The sequence below is a fragment of the Sulfurovum sp. genome (assembly GCF_049668085.1).
GTDB lineage: Bacteria > Campylobacterota > Campylobacteria > Campylobacterales > Sulfurovaceae > Sulfurovum.
This window is the reverse complement of sequence record NZ_JBATIY010000093.1, coordinates 1-1603: the sequence shown is the minus strand read 5'-3', so window position 1 is coordinate 1603 and position 1603 is coordinate 1. Positions and strand designations below refer to the sequence as shown.

Genomic DNA, 1603 nt, shown 5'->3' with positions numbered 1-1603 from the left:
AAAGATGATCTTTTAACACTCTATTTTAATTTAGGTACTGCGGTAAAGGAAAAAGGTAAAACATATATGTTCACTGCTGTAGGTCTTGAAAAACAAGATGGTAAAGTACAGATCACGGCACCCAGCGATGCAGAAGTATTGCCTTATATACAAGATTTAGGGCAGGGTGCGATGCTGTATGTGAAAGCACTTATCCATCAAAAGAATTTTAGAAAGAAAAAAGGCGACATTTTACTTTCAGTTGGGAAAGACGGGTTTATAGTTAAATCTGTGATCAAAGATATTTTACTCTACGGGGATGCCCATCTTTCAAGGGTTAAATAACCAAAGCATGTAAAACAAAGTCAATCACTTTTTTATCAGACATTTCACAAGGTTTTAACATCCCGTCTTTTATGGTGGGGTAGTAGTTCCCACTGACGATGTCATTTCCTCCTAACTCTTCCGCATAGAGTTTGAGAAGCTTACCTCCCAACAGTGTCTCTTTTCTAAGTAAATATCGCTTATTAAGATAGTATATATATGATGCTCCATTAGGGAGGGCTAAAAGCTTTGTGTAAAATTCTGTTTCATTCATAGTACGTATTATGTTACACTTCCACCAAAAATGAGGATAATCTTTTGAAAAAAATGATCAAAAACATGGATAGAGGTATACTTTTCATGTTATTGGCTTCACTTAGCTTTGCACTCATGGGTGGTTTTGCAAAGGTTGTCAGCCAGGTGCTCCCTCCGGTTGAAGTGACGTTTTTTAGAAATATTTTTGGGGTTATTCTTGTAGGGATCGCTATTTATAAAGTACCACTCAAACAAACAGGGGGTAAACCTTTTTTACTTCTTTTCCGTGGTTCTATGGGTTTTGCTGCACTTTTGGCATATTTTTATATCATGGCATATATCCCTCTGGGCGAAGCAGTAACCTATAATAAAACCTCACCTATTTTTGTAGCCATATTTGCATATCTGTTTTTAAATGAAAAGTTACACAAAAGTGCTTTATTGGCAATTGTGATAGGTTTTATTGGGATTGTTTTAGTAGCACAACCCCAAGGTGGAACATTTGACAAATATGACATACTGGGTATTTTTTCAGGTATTGGTGCAGCGTTGGCCTATACTTCCATACGAGAACTCAGAAAGTATTATGATACACGTGCGATAGTAATGTCATTTATGGGCGTAGGAACGGTAGCACCACTGATCTTAATGCTTATTACACCTTATGTGAATGTCTCAGAGGAGTTTGACTGGATGTTCGCAGAGTTTGTCATGCCTCAGGGTATAGAGTGGGGGTATGTTACTGCAGTCGGCATCTTTGCAACGGTATCCCAACTTTTGATGACAAAAGCGTATGAGCTTACCAAGGCAGGTATCGTTGGTACAATTAGTTACAGTAATATTGTTTTTGCTGTAGTTATTGGGATCATGTTGGGAGACCCTATACCTGATATTTGGACAGTTTTGGGTATAATCTTGGTAATATTATCAGGGCTTTTAGTAGCTCTGCCCAAAGGACTAAAATGATTTTAATTGCTGGACCGTGTGTTCTTGAAAGTCGTGACGCTGTAATGCGCATCGCAGAGTCTTTGGGGCAGTACCATGA

Annotated in this window: 3 protein-coding genes; 2 read left to right on the top strand and 1 reads right to left on the bottom strand. The window is 38.2% G+C overall.

Translation table 11 applies throughout. The annotated features are described in order from the left end of the window. Positions 1 to 324, top strand: a 324-nt coding sequence (locus tag WBM70_RS06310) for a hypothetical protein (protein ID WP_424557654.1), incomplete at its 5' end; no start/stop codon positions are given. Here the strand turns inward: WBM70_RS06310 and WBM70_RS06305 are convergent. Continuing rightward, positions 317 to 577 (bottom strand): hypothetical protein, encoded by a 261-nt coding sequence (locus WBM70_RS06305; RefSeq protein WP_424557653.1) that lies wholly within the window; start codon positions 575 to 577, stop codon positions 317 to 319. The genes WBM70_RS06310 and WBM70_RS06305 overlap by 8 nt on opposite strands. A gap of 53 nt (positions 578 to 630) precedes the next feature. Between WBM70_RS06305 and WBM70_RS06300 the strand changes: the two genes are divergently transcribed. Continuing rightward, positions 631 to 1524, top strand: coding sequence for a DMT family transporter (locus tag WBM70_RS06300; protein ID WP_424557655.1), 894 nt, complete (start codon positions 631 to 633; stop codon positions 1522 to 1524). The last annotated feature ends 79 nt before the right edge of the window (positions 1525 to 1603 follow it).